This window comes from Ferrovibrio sp., from assembly GCF_002796975.1.
Taxonomy (GTDB): domain Bacteria; phylum Pseudomonadota; class Alphaproteobacteria; order Ferrovibrionales; family Ferrovibrionaceae; genus Ferrovibrio.
The window spans coordinates 12,847-25,840 of record NZ_PEKV01000008.1 but is presented as its reverse complement, the minus strand read 5'-3'; the positions used below and the strand labels follow the sequence as shown (position 1 = coordinate 25,840).

16 protein-coding genes are annotated in these 12,994 nt (G+C 63.9%); 8 read left to right on the top strand and 8 right to left on the bottom strand.

The features are described from left to right. The first annotated feature begins 337 nt into the window (after positions 1-337). Entirely contained in the window at positions 338-1,084 is a 747-nt protein-coding gene (gene lexA, locus CTR53_RS10325) for a transcriptional repressor LexA (RefSeq protein ID WP_290812456.1), read from the top strand. Positions 1,085-1,169: 85 nt separating this feature from the next. Here the strand turns inward: lexA and CTR53_RS10320 are convergent, their stop codons facing one another. The 3 genes from CTR53_RS10320 to CTR53_RS10310 form a co-directional block, all read right to left on the bottom strand. Then, positions 1,170-1,727, bottom strand: a complete 558-nt coding sequence (locus tag CTR53_RS10320) for a type 1 glutamine amidotransferase domain-containing protein (protein WP_290812453.1) — start codon at positions 1,725-1,727, stop codon at positions 1,170-1,172. Positions 1,728-1,786: 59 nt separating this feature from the next. Then, positions 1,787-1,942 (bottom strand): DUF3309 family protein, encoded by a 156-nt coding sequence (locus tag CTR53_RS10315; RefSeq protein WP_290812450.1) that lies wholly within the window; start codon positions 1,940-1,942, stop codon positions 1,787-1,789. 97 nt (positions 1,943-2,039) lie between these two features. Next, the gene (locus CTR53_RS10310) at positions 2,040-3,716 is read right to left on the bottom strand and encodes a ComEC/Rec2 family competence protein (RefSeq protein ID WP_290812447.1); all 1,677 of its coding nucleotides are present in this window, start codon (positions 3,714-3,716) and stop codon (positions 2,040-2,042) included. Positions 3,717-4,310: 594 nt separating this feature from the next. Here CTR53_RS10310 and gltX point away from each other — a divergent pair. Continuing rightward, complete coding sequence (gene gltX, locus CTR53_RS10305; protein WP_290812444.1) at positions 4,311-5,714, top strand: glutamate--tRNA ligase; 1,404 nt, start codon at positions 4,311-4,313, stop codon at positions 5,712-5,714. A 71-nt stretch (positions 5,715-5,785) separates the two neighbouring features. Here the strand turns inward: gltX and CTR53_RS10300 are convergent, their stop codons facing one another. The 4 genes from CTR53_RS10300 to CTR53_RS10285 all read right to left on the bottom strand — a co-directional run bounded on the left by CTR53_RS10300 (position 5,786) and on the right by CTR53_RS10285 (position 7,797). Then, positions 5,786-6,697 carry a hypothetical protein gene (locus CTR53_RS10300; protein ID WP_290812441.1) on the bottom strand — a complete coding sequence of 304 codons (912 nt, stop codon included), beginning with the start codon at positions 6,695-6,697 and terminating at the stop codon, positions 5,786-5,788. Positions 6,698-6,859: 162 nt separating this feature from the next. Beyond that, on the bottom strand, positions 6,860-7,297 hold the full coding sequence (locus CTR53_RS10295) for an SPOR domain-containing protein (RefSeq protein WP_290812438.1): 438 nt from the start codon (positions 7,295-7,297) through the stop codon (positions 6,860-6,862). Next, complete coding sequence (locus tag CTR53_RS10290; protein ID WP_290812436.1) at positions 7,294-7,503, bottom strand: hypothetical protein; 210 nt, start codon at positions 7,501-7,503, stop codon at positions 7,294-7,296. The genes CTR53_RS10295 and CTR53_RS10290 overlap by 4 nt, the downstream gene beginning before the upstream one ends. A gap of 69 nt (positions 7,504-7,572) precedes the next feature. Further along, positions 7,573-7,797, bottom strand: coding sequence for a sulfurtransferase TusA family protein (locus CTR53_RS10285; protein ID WP_290812433.1), 225 nt, complete (start codon positions 7,795-7,797; stop codon positions 7,573-7,575). Positions 7,798-7,878: 81 nt separating this feature from the next. Between CTR53_RS10285 and CTR53_RS10280 the strand changes: the two genes are divergently transcribed. The 6 genes from CTR53_RS10280 to CTR53_RS10255 all read left to right on the top strand — a co-directional run bounded on the left by CTR53_RS10280 (position 7,879) and on the right by CTR53_RS10255 (position 12,233). Further along, entirely contained in the window at positions 7,879-8,985 is a 1,107-nt protein-coding gene (locus CTR53_RS10280) for a YeeE/YedE family protein (RefSeq protein WP_290812430.1), read from the top strand. 21 nt (positions 8,986-9,006) lie between these two features. Further along, positions 9,007-9,750 (top strand): cytochrome c biogenesis CcdA family protein, encoded by a 744-nt coding sequence (locus CTR53_RS10275; protein ID WP_290812427.1) that lies wholly within the window; start codon positions 9,007-9,009, stop codon positions 9,748-9,750. 175 nt (positions 9,751-9,925) lie between these two features. Then, positions 9,926-10,363: a hypothetical protein gene (locus tag CTR53_RS10270; protein WP_290812424.1), complete on the top strand. Its 438-nt coding sequence runs from the start codon at positions 9,926-9,928 to the stop codon at positions 10,361-10,363. Between the two features lie 70 nt (positions 10,364-10,433). Then, on the top strand, positions 10,434-10,901 hold the full coding sequence (locus tag CTR53_RS10265; RefSeq protein WP_290812421.1) for a nuclear transport factor 2 family protein: 468 nt from the start codon (positions 10,434-10,436) through the stop codon (positions 10,899-10,901). A 73-nt stretch (positions 10,902-10,974) separates the two neighbouring features. Next, positions 10,975-11,511, top strand: coding sequence for a cytochrome b (locus CTR53_RS10260; protein WP_290812419.1), 537 nt, complete (start codon positions 10,975-10,977; stop codon positions 11,509-11,511). A gap of 47 nt (positions 11,512-11,558) precedes the next feature. Next, the gene (locus CTR53_RS10255; RefSeq protein ID WP_290812417.1) at positions 11,559-12,233 is read left to right on the top strand and encodes an SOS response-associated peptidase; all 675 of its coding nucleotides are present in this window, start codon (positions 11,559-11,561) and stop codon (positions 12,231-12,233) included. On the opposite strand, the gene CTR53_RS10250 is transcribed toward CTR53_RS10255, so the two are convergent. Next, a complete protein-coding gene (locus CTR53_RS10250; protein WP_290812415.1) occupies positions 12,230-12,982 on the bottom strand; it encodes an SDR family NAD(P)-dependent oxidoreductase in 753 nt (250 codons plus the stop codon). The two genes, CTR53_RS10255 and CTR53_RS10250, sit on opposite strands and share 4 nt — an antisense overlap. Positions 12,983-12,994 lie beyond the last annotated feature (12 nt).

Below are 12,994 nucleotides of genomic sequence, written 5' to 3'. Positions count from 1 at the left end.
CTGCCCGGCCGTTCTCGGCCGTCTCCCCAGGCCATTCCGGGCGGGAATGGCTTATTCTTGTAGGTCATATATTTACCGGCACGGCCAGCACCGTAAAGGGTGACGCCAGGGTGGGTTTTTGCACCCGCGAAGCGAAGCTTTGCGCCATTCCTCAATATCTGGGAGACTTCGTTCGTTCCTCCTACAAGATATATGACTTAGCCTGTGGAAAAATACTTGACCCGTATCGAGAACTTCATTAGAACATTTGCAGGTTTCTTGTTCGTTCCCCGTCCAGCGCGCCGGGGCCGCCTCCGCGGCACCGATAGCTGGCGAACCCGACCCGAGGAGGCTTGCCATGCTGACCCGCAAGCAGCACGACCTGTTGATTTTCATTCATGAAAAGCTGGAGAATTCCGGCGTTTCCCCGTCCTTCGAAGAGATGAAGGAAGCGATGAAGCTGAAATCCAAGTCCGGTATTCACCGGCTGGTGACTGGCCTGGAGGAGCGCGGCTTCATCCGCCGCCTCGCCCATCGCGCCCGTGCACTCGAAGTGCTGCGCCTGCCCGATTCGGCTGTGCCGGTTCGCGGCGGCATCGGCGCCAACGCCAATCGCCCGGCTTCGGCACCGCGCAACCGCCTGATGCCGCGTGTGGTCGAGGGCAATCCGAATGCGCCGATGCCCGGCACGCCGGTCAGCGTCAGCCCCTATAATGCGCGCGACATCGTCACCCTGCCGCTGTATGGCCGCATCGCCGCCGGTACGCCGATCGAGGCGCTGCGCGACATGAGCACGCAGATCGACGTGCCGATCGGCCTGCTGGGCAACGGCGATCACTATGCGCTGGAAGTGGCTGGCGATTCGATGGTCGATGCCGGCATCATGGATGGCGACACGGTGATCATCCAGAAAAGCGAGAATGCCGAAAACGGCACCATCGTGGTGGCGCTGGTCGACGATCTGGAAGTGACGCTGAAGCGCCTGCGCCGCAAGGGCAACTCGGTGGCGCTTGAAGCCGCCAACCCGGCTTACGAAACCCGCATCTTCGGCCCCGACCGGGTCAAGGTGCAGGGCCGACTGGTCGGCCTGCTGCGCCGCTACTGAGTTTTACGCAGATAGAATCGAAACGGGGCGCCCGAAAAAGCGCCCCGTTTTTTTTATGGCCGGATGCTTACGCGGCGCGCCACACTTAAGCAGCGCGCTTGTGCCGTCCCTCTTCCAGTTCTTCCACGATCCTGCTGCAGAAAGCGTCGAGATCGTCCGGCGAGCGGCTGGTGACGATGCCTTTGTCGGCCACCACCTCCTTGTCGACCCACTTGCCGCCGGCATTCACCACATCGGTCTTGATCGATTTATAGGACGTGACCGTACGGCCGCGCACAGCATCGGCTTCAACCAGCAGCCAGGGTCCGTGGCAGATCGCGGCCACCACCTTGCCGTCCTTCAGAAACGACTTCACTACGCTCATCGCATCGTGGTCAGCGCGCAGTTTATCGGGATTGATCTGTCCGCCCGGGATCACCAGCGCATCATACTGCTCCGGTTTCGCTTCGGCGATCTTGAGGTCGACATCCACCGACTCGCCCCAGTCGGTATGTTTCCAGCCGCGGATCGAACGTCCGGTCGGCGAAGCGACATGCACCTGCGCGCCCGCCTGCTTCAGCTTGTCACGCGGCACCATCAGTTCCGACTGTTCGAAACCGTCGGTCGCGATAATGAGAATGCTGGATTTCTTGATATCCGTCATGGGCGGCTCCTTTCCTCTGGGGACAGGAGCCAACCCGGTACAAGGGACTTTGTTCCGTTTTAAGCGATGACGTTGCCGGCCAGCATGAACATCACGAACAGCATCATGACAAACGCGACCATGCAGCTCGGGACGACGCTCCAGTAGCGGCTGTAGGGCCAGATCGGCAGCACCAGCAACAGCAGAACGAGCATCGTCGCGAGAATGGGCAGCATCGGTTTCTCTCCCTGGCGTCATTGGGCGTCAGCCCCCGCCTAACGGCAGCGCGGCGAGAGCGTTCCGGCCGCGGAGAAATTTTACGCAACGGAAATGTCAGTTCGCCGCTCCGTCCCTCTGTCCTTCACCATGGCCTTTCGGATTCACCCAGGGTCGCCGGCCGCGGGTCTGCGCCACGCTGAGACTGCGGATTCCCCGCGTAGCATCCAGGTAGAGGGCATGCGCACCGCCGCGCCACAGGTCGTTGCGGTCAATGACGATTCTGGCCGAGGGACAGCGATATCGCACCGCCATGCGGGTGGAGATCACCGCATCGGCATGGCGGCAATCCTCGGTGATCGCCTTCGGCTGCTGCGGCAGGGCGACCAGAAAACCCCGATACCGCCAGCTACAGCCGGCCGGATCACAGCGCAGGCTGCCATCGGCACCGCTACGACCCTCTCCGGTTCGCTGCGCGGCTCGCGACAAGCTTGGCCATGGGTAAAGCTGCGGCGCGCCGAGCCGCTCATGCCAGGTTTCGGCTGCGAAGCCACGTGGCGTCGGCGGCAGGAAGTAGTAGCGGTCAGCCTCGATAGCGCGCGCCGCCAGCAGCCGGCCGTCGCCGCTGACCAGCAGGTCCGGCTGCGCGATCAGCCAGGGCGAGGCCGTGCCGACAATCAGCCCGGTCATGCCGAGCCAGCGCCAGCCCTGCTGCCACAGACAGAGCCACAAACCGCCGGTCGCGATGGCTGCCAGTCCCCAGAGCGGCATCGCCGGTACGGTGCCGACCGCATCGGGCCAGCCGGCCACCCAGATGGCCAGCGCGATCAGCGCATCCACCGCCCAGACCATCGGCGTCAGCGCCAGTGCCTCCAGCCCCAGCGGCATGAGCAGGAAGGCCAGCACGGTGAGCGGCATGATGATGAAATCGACCAGCGGCGCCGCGAGGAGATTGGCGATCAATGCGTAATCCGCCACGCGGTTGAAGTGATAGGCGGCGAACAGCGACGAGCCCAATCCGGCGACGAAGCTCGCCGCCATCACGCCGCCGAGCCAGAGCAGCGCGATCTGCACAGGACCGGCATCGCTGCGCCAGCGTGTCATCTTGGGCGCCAGATGCTCGAAGGTAGCGACCAGCGCCGTCACCGCTGCAAACGACATCTGGAAACCCGGATCGAGCAGGCTGTCGGGCCACAGCACGAGCAGCAGCAAGGCAGCCCAGGCCACCGCGCGCAACGTAATCGCACGGCGATCCAGCATCACGGCGAGCAGCGCCAGCGCGATCATCACCAGCGCGCGCAAAGTGGGCAACGCTGCACCCGACACCAGCGTATAGGCGATGGCGCCGAGCAAAGCCGCCAACGCAGCCCATTTCTTGATCGGATACTGCAGCGCCAGATGTGGCGACAGTGCCAGCAACGCGCGAACCAGAAAGAACAGCAGCCCGGCCACCAGCGTGAGATGCAGGCCGGAGATCGACAGGATATGCGCGAGGCCGGAATCGCGGAAAGCGGCATCGACATGATCCGGGATCGGCCCGCGCACGCCAGTCATCAACGCTGCGGCAATCGCGCCACCGGAACCTTCAGTCTGCGCCGCGATACGCCGCGTCCAGTCCTGCCGCAACGCGCTGAGCGACAGCATGGCCGCCTCGCGCCAGTTGCGTGTTTCTTCGGCCGGCATTACTTCGGCCGTGCTGATCGCATAGCCAACAGCGCCGATCTGCCGGAACCAGGCATAGCGCGCGAAATCGAAAGCGCCTGGCATGGCCGGTTCCGGCGGCGGCAGCAGCATGGCGCGTACACGCAGGCGCTCGCCCGGCCACAGCACCTCGCCATCGCGNNCCGGTATCGCGCGGCTCGACCTCCAGCACGCGCGCCTCGATCCAGACCGCACCGCTCGGTCGTGTCAGCGCCGGGGCAGCCACCGAAGCCGTGCGTTCCGCACCCAGCCAGATGCCCGATACCAACGCCAGCAGCAGGAGCAGCGGCCAGCGGAACAAGGGCAGCCTGCCGAACAGCAGCAGCGCCAGCACGATGGCCGCCATGCCGAGCCTGAGCGGCAGCAGCCTGGGTTCAACCGGCAACAGGAAATAAATGGCGACGCCGCCACCCAGCAAAGCCGGCAGCCAGAGAAACCAGCGGTCGCGCTCGGCGAGCAGCGTTGCGATGGCATCGAACTGGCGCAGGTCGCGCCAGCCGGCCATGACGCCTGCCGCAGCCCGCCGCCGCAGTATCTGCCAGTAAAATCCCCGCCCCGTCCACGCCATGGCACCGGACTCTGCATGGCAGCCATACCGCGGCCAATCCGTGCAAAACGGGAACGGCGGCTTGCCCGCCTGCCCCTGTATGCTAAAACGCTGGCTCCTTACGCTTTCCGGATTGCCAGATGACCAAGATCGTCACCCGTTTCGCCCCTTCGCCAACCGGCTACCTGCATATCGGCGGTGCCCGCACGGCGCTGTTCAACTGGCTGTTCTCGCGCCATCACGGCGGCACTTTCCTGCTGCGCATCGAAGACACCGACCGCGAGCGTTCCACCGAGGATGCCGTGCAGAAGATCTTCCAGGGCTTGAAATGGCTCGGCATCGACTGGGACGGCGAGCCGGTGATGCAGTTCTCGCGCATGAACCGTCATGCCGAGGTAGCGCACAAAATGCTGGCCGAGGGCAAGGCCTATCACTGCTACTGCTCGCCGGAAGAGCTGGAAGAGATGCGCAACAAGGCCAAGGCCGAAGGCCGGCCGATGCGCTATGACGGCCGCTGGCGCGACCGCGATCCGAAGGACGCCCCCGCCGGCGTGAAGCCTGTCGTGCGGTTCAAGGCGCCGCAGATCGGCAGCACCGTGATCAATGATCATGTGCAGGGCGACGTCACCTTCCAGAACGAGCAGCTCGACGACCTGATCATCCTGCGTTCGGATGGCACGCCGACCTACAATCTCTCGGTCGTCGTGGACGATCACGACATGGGCGTGACGCATATCATCCGCGGCGACGACCACCTGACCAATGCCGCGCGGCAGACGCAGCTGTATATCGCAGCCGGTTTCGCCGTGCCTGACTTTGCGCATATTCCGCTCATTCATGGCAGCGACGGCGCCAAGCTGTCCAAGCGTCATGGCGCGCTGGGCACGGAAGCCTATGCCGATATGGGCTATCTGCCGGCGGCGATGCGCAACTACCTGCTGCGGCTCGGCTGGAGCCATGGCGATGAGGAAATCATCTCGACGCAGCAGGCCATCGAATGGTTCGGCCTCGACCATGTCGGCCGTTCGCCGGCGCGCTTCGATTTCGTCAAGCTGAACAACCTGAACGGCCATTACATCCGCCACACGCCGGATGACGAGCTGCTGACGGCCGCCCTGCCCTTCATCGAGAAGAAATGTGGCCTGCAGCCCAACCAGGCCCAGCAGATGCAGATCAAGGCGATCCTGCCAGCCGCGAAGGAACGCGCCAAAGACCTGAACGAACTGGCCGAAGCCTTTGCCTTCCTGTTCGCGGTGCGGCCCATCGCTCCCGATGCCGCCGCGCAGAAGCATCTCGACGATGCCGCGAAGGCACGGATCAAGACGATGATCGAGACGCTGACCGGCGTGAGTGACTGGACCGCGGCGAATACCGAAGCCGCCATTCGTGCGCTCAGTGAGACACAGCAGGTCAAGCTCGGCCAGCTGGCACAGCCGCTGCGTGCCGCCCTCACTGGTAAGACCGTGTCGCCGCCGATCTTCGATGTGCTCGCCGTGCTGGGCCGCGAGGAAACCCTGGCGCGTCTGGCTGACGCGGCAGGCTGAAACGACAAAGGCAACCCCAGAAAAGAATTCTGGCGAGCTGCCTTTTGAGTTCACGTCGCAGGCTGAGCCGCTTACAGGCGGCGGCGGAGTTCGGTCTGCTGTGACAGCCGCGCCTGATCCATCATGAACTGCTGCAGCTTTTCCATTGCCGGACGCGGCATCGGATCCTGACCGCTCAGCATCAGCGTGAGCGCCACGCGGCTGACGCCAATGCGCTGGGCCAGCTGGTCGAGCGACAGCGCCGCCATCTTGCAGGCCTGCGATACGGCAACGATCGAGCCCTTCTCCACGAAGAAGCGGCCCCACTGTTCCTTCACATTCAGCTTCGCCGGCAGGCTGGGCATCGACGACGCATGGCGTGTCGCCACCATGTCGGGCGGCAGCAGTGCGCCTGCGGCCGGCGTGATCGGATTGTGACTCGGCGAGGACACGCTGCGTGGCGTGGCCGACAGCTGCGGCGGCGGCGGGGCCGGCGTGAATTCCTCTAGGCGCGGCGCCTTCTCGATACTGTCCTTCAGCAGCTGCCGCACGGACTCGATCAGTTCCTCGCTGATCGGCGGCGCCAGTTCATGCTCTTCGCCGAAGCGGTCGTAATACTGCGCGATCTCGCTCAGGCGATCCAACCGGCGCATCAGGAATTCGCGGCTGCCCAGCGGCAGGCGGCGGCCAGAGCGCGTGATGTTGATCAGATAGACCCGCGTGGTGTCGAGTTCGAGGATGGTGACCTTCCAGCGGATCTTCGAGAGATGCTTACGCAGCGGCTTCTGCTTGGTCTCATCGAATTCCGGGATGCGGCCGTCGACCAGATCCACGAAGACGTAGAAATGCTCCATCTTTTCGACGAAGCGTTTGTAGTCGGAGAAGTTGGCGGACAGATTCTGCTCGTTACGGCAAAAGGCGAGCAACTCCCGGCTCTGGTTTTCCACCACGCCGACCAGCTTCAGGGTTTCCTGAACTACCGGTTTGAGGGCTGCCTGCTTCACCGCGTTTCTCGCGCTACCTTGCTGTTGAGGTTCGGCTGATTCTAGGCCGCTGAATCTATCCTAATTTTGGCAGAGAACCGCGCCTGCAACAACAAAACCTGCATCGCCAGGCTTCGGTGTCACAACTTTATCACTGATGCAAAGATTTGGTTAACGCCGGCCTCAGCTACCGGGAAGCTCGTGTGGTGCGCAATAAATCGCGCTGGACCGCAATCCGCGGCAGTAATCGAGCGCCGCAGCGCGATCAGCGAACCCGCCCACCAGCAGGCGCACCACCTTGCCGCGCTGGCCGCCCAGGTCGATCTCGACATAGCGCCGGTCTGCTGTTTTCAGCTGCGGGACGCGCTCGGCCAATCGCGGCCAGGCAGACTCGGCTTCAGCCAACGTCTTGTAGCTGGCGACATGGCCGGCGAAACGGGCCGGCGCAGGCGGCGGAGGAATGGCCGCCACTTCCATCTTCGCTTCCGGCATGGCGGGTTGCGGAGCGTCGATGGCGACAGGTTCGGGCGTCACGACCGGATCTGGCGTGTCGGCGCAAGCCGTGAGCAAAGCCGGGCCGGCCAGCAGGACCAGGAGCAGTCCGGCTGGCCGCAGGCTCATTTCTCGACCAGCTTGAACAGGCTCCGGTCCAGCAGGGCGCTGACCGAGACTGTCTTGGTGTTGCTGGAATCGCGCTCGTTGATCAGCTGGACATGGATCGCGTCCTCGCCGGGAAACTGGATCAATCGCGCAACGCGCCAGAAAAAGCCCTGACGCTGTTCGAAACGCTGGCCCGGCTGGATATCCTGGGCGGTAAACTTTGCCATCTGAAAACACCTTAAATCGCTACGGTGAAGCTAGCGCATTTCGACTTGCGCCGCCAACTGCGGGAATGCTCAACCCGCCTGGCGGATCGCGAAGACAAATACCCCATCGCGTTCCTCGGCCGACAGCAGGGTAAAGCCCGAGGTCTCGCACAGCGCCGCGATGTCTCGTTTCGCCGCCGGGTCGGTCGCCTCGACCGTCAGGGTTTCGCCCCTGGGAACGGACTTCATGGCCTTTTTGGTGCGCAGCACCGGCAAGGGACAATTCAGGCCTTTCAGATCGAGGGGGTCGCGCATCGTCCACACATGCTCAACATAGCAAGTTATTGATTAATATAATACTTCACCCCCTTGATGTAAATCCGGTATCCTGCCGGCATGCTCGCGCCCGACTCCCCTGCCAATCTCGCTAATCTTGGCGGCCTGCTGCTCGGCCTGCTCTTTGGCGCCGTGGTCCAGCGCAGTAACTTCTGCACCATGGGCGCAATCAGCGACATGGTGTTGCTGGGCGACCGGAGTCGCCTGCGCAGCTGGATGCTGGCCATTGCGGTCGCCATGCTGGGCAGCCAGCTGCTGCATCTCTCCGGCCTGATCGACCTGCAGACCTCAATCTACACCGGCACCAGCCTGAACTGGCTCGGCGCCAGTGCCGGCGGCCTGCTGTTCGGGTTCGGCATGGTGCAAGCCGGCGGCTGCGGCAACCGCACCCTCGTGCGCTTCGGCGCCGGCAACCTGAAATCCCTGCTGGTGGTGCTGATGATCGCCATTGCCGGCTATGCCACCCTGCGCGGCCTGCTCGGTCCGCTGCGGCTCTGGCTTGAGACCGGCACTGCGATAAACCTGAAATCCTTCAGCATCGCCAGCCAGGCGCTGCCTGATCTGCTCGGACATATCTTCGGCGTCGAGGCGCGCATACTGCGCTGGCTGCTGGCGCTGGCGCTGCCTGCGCTACTGCTGGCCTGGGTGTTCCGCGATGCGCGTTTCCGCGCGAAGCCTGTGCTGATCCTCGGCGGCGGCGTCGTTGGACTGACGATCATCGGCGGCTGGGCCGTCACCGGTATTCTCGGCGCTGATGATTTCGAGCCGGTACCGCTGGCCTCGATGACCTTCGTGGCGCCGGTCGGCAGCACGTTGCAATATTTGATGACCTTCACCGGCGCGCGGCTCGATTTCGGCATCAGCACGGTGTTCGGCGTAATCCTCGGCGCCTTCCTGATGGCGAAGGCCGATGGCAGTTTCCGTATCGAGGGCTTCACCACCCCGCAGGATCTGATTGCGCATATCCTGGGCGGCCTGCTGATGGGATTTGGCGGTGCACTGGCGCTGGGCTGCACGGTCGGCCAGGGTCTGACCGGTATCGGCACGCTGGCGCTGGGCAGCTTTGTCGCAGTCGGCGGCATCGTGATTGGCGGCATCCTGGGGGTCCGCTATCTTGAGGAGGGCAGCCTGGGCGGCGCCTTCCGCGCGATGCTGGTGCGCGATTAAAAGCCGGAGTATTCCCCGCAGATGAACGGCCTCGACATTTCCTATGCCGGTGCGGCCGGTGCCGGGCTGATCAGTTTCCTCAGCCCCTGCGTGCTGCCGCTGGTGCCGGCTTACCTCAGCTACATGGCCGGCACCACGCTCGACCGCATTCTGGATGACGGCGACGCACAGGCCGGCTTCACCCGCCGCGTCTTCGTCTCGGCGCTGGCTTTCGTGATCGGGTTCTCGACAATCTTCATCGCCATGGGTGCCAGCGCCTCAGCACTCAATCGCCTGATCATCGAGAATATCGACATCATCGGCAAAGTCGCCGGCGGCGTGATCGTACTGTTCGGCCTGCATTACATGGGACTGCTGAAAATCCCCCTGCTCTACCGCGAAGCACGCTTTCGCACCCGTGACACCTCCACCGGACTGGCCGGCGCCTATGTGCTGGGAATGGCTTTCGCTTTCGGCTGGACGCCCTGCATCGGCCCGATCCTCGCCACCATCCTCACCGTCGCCGCCAGCCGTGAGGAACTTGGCTACGGCATCTCGCTGCTGGCGACCTATGCACTGGGTCTCGGCATCCCCTTCCTGCTCGCCGCGCTGGCGGTGAAACCCTTCATGCGGTTCATGCAGCGCTTCCGCCATCACCTGCATAAGGTGGAGATCGCGGCCGGTATCCTGCTGGTGCTGACCGGCATCCTGATCTTCACCAGCAGCCTCGGACAGTTCAGCTACTTCCTGCTCGACCTGTTTCCCTGGCTCGCCACCATTGGCTGAGAGTATTGGCGGAACTGCGCCACTAAACCGGCCGCCAAGCTGCCCTGCCATATTGCTGCCACAGTCTGGTCACTGGACCTTGCGGCTCTGCCAACCCATGAATCCTCTTAATAAACGCCCAGGAGGAATGGTGGCTCGAACGGCAGAAAACAGCGCCTGCGCACCAAGAACCAGCATGGCCCGTGCCGGCGGCGATCCAGACAGTCAAGCGGAACGCGGCACGTCCGTCAAAGCGCCGGCCAAGCCCCGTACGCGGCTGCGGGTGATGGTGCTGGAGGATGAACCGCTGCCGGCCATGGCATTGGATGACATGCTGGTCGATCTCGGCTTCTTCACGCTGGGCCCCTTCATGGAACTCGACGAGGCCACCGATTTCGTGCGCGACCATGCCGCCGAGATCGATGTCGCCATCCTGGATGTGAACATCCACGGCGATCTGAGCTTCGATCTCGCCGACCTGCTGCTGCAGCGGAACATCCCCTTCTTCTTTTGCTCCGGTCGCAGCAGGGATACCTTTGACGCCCGCTGGCGCCGCGCGCCCAATCTCGGCAAGCAGTTCACCGAAGCTAGCCTGCTGTCGATGATCGAGGAAACCTGCGGCCTGCGGGTCTGACCTTCGTCCTTCCTTGCTTGCCGCTGCAGCGCGACACGCGTTAGCATCGCTGCAGAAAAGCGGAGGGAACATGGATACGCAGGCATTGCTGCGCGCCTTCAGCGCGGCCGTACAGAACCGCGACGGCAAGGGCTTTGCAGCACTCTTCACCGAGGATGCGGTTTATCACGATGTCTTCTACGGCGCCTTCCACGGTCGGCAGAAAATCGCCGAACTGGTGGATGACTGGTTCTTCCGCACCGCGGAGGATTTCCGCTGGCACCTGCACGATCCAGTCAGCAACGGCACCACGCTCTATGCGCGCTACACCTTCTCCTACAAATCGCTGCTGCCCGAAGCAAACGGCAAGCGCGTGATGTTCGAGGGCGTCGCGATCTACACCTTGCGCGACGGCCTGATCGCCGATTACCGCGAGGTGGCCAATACCGGCCCCGCCCTGCTCGATCTCGGCTTTCCGCCCGAGCGGGTGGCGAAAATCCTCGCCCGTGAGGGCGCAGCGCTGAAAAGCCGTAGCGAGGCAAAACCACATTTGGCGTGACATCCGCCCTGGCGGACCTGTTGCGGGCGACCGGATGGCGTAGACTGAACCTACCCGCCCACGAGGTCGCTCCATGACTGCAAATCCCGCCTCCGCAGGGTATGACCGAATAGCCCGCCTGCTCCACTGGAGCATCGCAGGCCTGATCGTGCTGCTCTATGCCACAGAATACCTGCGCAGCGCCGCCGCGCGCGGCAGCGACCTGCGCACCTTCATGCTCGATAGCCACACCAGCATCGGTCTGCTGCTGCTCGGCCTCACCCTGGTACGGATCGCCTGGCGGCTGCATGCCGGCGCACCGCCGCCTCTGGGCGACAGCCCGCTGCTGCGTCTTGCTGCCAGTGCCGGCCATGCCGCGCTCTATGCGGTCACCCTGTTCATGCCGATATTCGGATATCTGCGGCTGGCGGCGCGCGACCGCACAGCCAGCTTTTTCGGGTACCCACTGGGGTCGGTCACCGGCAAGGTGCCCTGGCTGTACGATCTCGCGCATTTCATCCACGGCAGCTTCGGCGAATATCTGGTGATGCTGGTTGTGGCCGGTCATGTCGGCGCCGCCCTGTGGCATCATTTCATCCTCCGCGACGACACGCTGAAACGCATACGCTGAGCCTGAATCGGCTAGACTGTCCGGAGACAGCCCGATTCGGAACAGCCATGTGCGGACGCTTCAGCCAGACCAAGCCTCTTGAAAACCTCGCAGCCTTCTTCGAGCTGTATGAAAAGGCGCAGCGTCCCAATCTGGAGCCGCGCTGGAATATTGCGCCGACGCAGATGGCCGCCGTGGTGCGCAGCAGCGCCGGCCAGCGCGATACTGCCATGCTGCGCTGGGGCTTTGCCGGGCCGAACAACGCACCGCTGATCAATGCGCGTTCGGAAACCGCGACGCAGAAGCCGACATTTGCGGAAGCCTTTGCGCAGCGCCGCTGCCTGATCCCGGCCGACGGCTTTTATGAATGGCAGGTCATCGAGGGCCAGAAGACCAAGCAGCCGTGGCGCATCGGCCTGAAAGGCGGCGAGATGATGGCTTTCGCCGGCCTGTGGCAGCCGGAAGCCGCCTTTGGCAACGAGGACTGCTTCACCATCCTGACGACAGTGGCGAACGACTATCTGGCGCCCCTGCATGAGCGCATGCCGGTGATCCTGCCGCGCGAGCAGTTCGGACTGTGGCTCGATCCCGCCACGCCGCGGCCGATCCTGCAGCGGCTGATGCAGAGTTATCCGGCCGGGGCCATGGCGCGCTATCGCGTCACGCCGGTGGTGAATGGCGTGAAGGTCGACGGACCGGAATGTTTCGCGCCGCTCAATCCGGCCCTGAAGAACGTCGCCTAGGACAGCATCTGCCCGCCATCGACGGCGAGCGTCTGGCCGGTCACCCAGCTGGCGGCAGGCGAGCACAGGAACAGCGCCGCATTCGCCACTTCCTCCGCCGTGCCCATGCGGCCGAAGGGAATGCCGGCGAGAATGCCGTTGTAGAGTTTCGGATTGCCGGTTTTGGCCTGATCCCAGACACCGCCGGGGAATTCGATCGAGCCCGGCGCGATGCAGTTGACGCGGATATTGTCTTTGGCCAGCGCCGCCGCCTGCGTCAGCGTCAGCTGGATCAGCGCCGCCTTCACCGCGCCATAGGGCGGCGTGCGCACGCTGGGCGCCAGGCCGGAGATCGAGGAGATATGCAGGATGGCGCCGCCGCCGGCCTTCTGCAGATGCGGGATCGCCGTCTGCGTGGCGCGTACCGTGCCCATCAGGTCGACATTGATCGACACGGCCCAGCCGGCTTCGTCGTCGGTGCGGCCGAAGCCGGAAGCATTGTTGACCAGGATATCGATGCCGCCGAGCGCCTGTGCTGCCGCCTCGACATAGCCGCGCACCGCATTGCCATCGCCGAGATCGCAGGTCGCGGCATGCACAATGCCGCCAGCTTTCGTCAGCGCCACCTCGGCATCCTTCACGCCGTCGGCGCCGCGCGCACAGATCGACACGGAGGCGCCTTCCTGCGCGAAGGCCAGGGCGATCGCCCGGCCGATACCGCGGCTGCCGCCGGCCACCACGACGCGCTTGGTCTTGATCTTCAGGTCCATCGTTTCGCTCCC

Bases quoted from the DNA above. Each gene is read 5' to 3' on its own strand.
- CTR53_RS10260 (WP_290812419.1), top strand. From the start codon at position 10,975: ATGACTGCAAATCCCGCCTCCGCAGGGTATGACCGAATAGCCCGCCTG.
- gltX (WP_290812444.1), top strand. From the start codon at position 4,311: ATGACCAAGATCGTCACCCGTTTCGCCCCTTCGCCAACCGGCTACCTG.
- CTR53_RS10250 (WP_290812415.1), bottom strand. From the start codon at position 12,982: ATGGACCTGAAGATCAAGACCAAGCGCGTCGTGGTGGCCGGCGGCAGC.
- CTR53_RS10255 (WP_290812417.1), top strand. From the start codon at position 11,559: ATGTGCGGACGCTTCAGCCAGACCAAGCCTCTTGAAAACCTCGCAGCC.
- lexA (WP_290812456.1), top strand. From the start codon at position 338: ATGCTGACCCGCAAGCAGCACGACCTGTTGATTTTCATTCATGAAAAG.
- CTR53_RS10270 (WP_290812424.1), top strand. From the start codon at position 9,926: ATGGCCCGTGCCGGCGGCGATCCAGACAGTCAAGCGGAACGCGGCACG.
- CTR53_RS10295 (WP_290812438.1), bottom strand. From the start codon at position 7,297: ATGAGCCTGCGGCCAGCCGGACTGCTCCTGGTCCTGCTGGCCGGCCCG.
- CTR53_RS10315 (WP_290812450.1), bottom strand. From the start codon at position 1,942: ATGCTGCCCATTCTCGCGACGATGCTCGTTCTGCTGTTGCTGGTGCTG.
- CTR53_RS10275 (WP_290812427.1), top strand. From the start codon at position 9,007: ATGAACGGCCTCGACATTTCCTATGCCGGTGCGGCCGGTGCCGGGCTG.
- CTR53_RS10265 (WP_290812421.1), top strand. From the start codon at position 10,434: ATGGATACGCAGGCATTGCTGCGCGCCTTCAGCGCGGCCGTACAGAAC.
- CTR53_RS10285 (WP_290812433.1), bottom strand. From the start codon at position 7,797: ATGCGCGACCCCCTCGATCTGAAAGGCCTGAATTGTCCCTTGCCGGTG.
- CTR53_RS10310 (WP_290812447.1), bottom strand. From the start codon at position 3,716: ATGCTGCTGCCGCCGCCGGAACCGGCCATGCCAGGCGCTTTCGATTTC.
- CTR53_RS10280 (WP_290812430.1), top strand. From the start codon at position 7,879: ATGCTCGCGCCCGACTCCCCTGCCAATCTCGCTAATCTTGGCGGCCTG.
- CTR53_RS10290 (WP_290812436.1), bottom strand. From the start codon at position 7,503: ATGGCAAAGTTTACCGCCCAGGATATCCAGCCGGGCCAGCGTTTCGAA.
- CTR53_RS10320 (WP_290812453.1), bottom strand. From the start codon at position 1,727: ATGACGGATATCAAGAAATCCAGCATTCTCATTATCGCGACCGACGGT.